We start from the raw sequence: 518 nt of genomic DNA, 5'->3' as shown, positions 1-518 counted from the left end.
CGGCCACTCAAGCTCTGCGTATTCTTTTGCGCTAGTAATGCCTAGTGGCAAAGTGATCGCTGCTAGAACGATGACCGCTTGCCAGCCCCAGAACATGAATGACGCGAGGGTGTCCGAGACCAGGCGTGCTTGGCAAGTCCGCTGCACCACATAAAACGATGTAGCAAATAGAGCACTACCCCCAAAAGCAAAGATAACTGCGTTAGTGTGCAGTGGGCGAATACGACCGAAGCTTAAATAAGGTGAATCGAAGTTTAGCTCTGGCCATACTAATTGAGCAGCGATAAGAACACCGACGGCCATGCCGACAATACCCCATACCACCGTCATAATGGCAAACTGTCTTACAACTTTGTAGTTGTAAGTGATTTGGTTGGTCTCTTTGCTCATCGTTGAGGGTCCATTATTCTACATAAAGTGGAAACGCAAAAAATAAGGAATGTAAACCTTGCACACATCGCTTATTTTTTTACTACCTAAGTAATGATTTAGGGGTAGGTTAATACCCCCAAATCGGC

At 46.1% G+C, this 518-nt stretch carries 1 protein-coding gene; it reads right to left on the bottom strand.

Features of this window, described 5'->3' with window-relative positions; translation table 11 throughout:
* A partial coding sequence (locus A3757_RS04480) for a cbb3-type cytochrome c oxidase subunit I (protein ID WP_197469764.1) occupies positions 1-390 on the bottom strand: 390 nt, incomplete at its 3' end.
* Between the last annotated feature and the right edge of the window lie 128 nt (positions 391-518).

It is taken from the genome of Oleiphilus sp. HI0117 (assembly GCF_001635235.1).
This window is presented reverse-complemented; position numbering and strand designations above follow the sequence as displayed.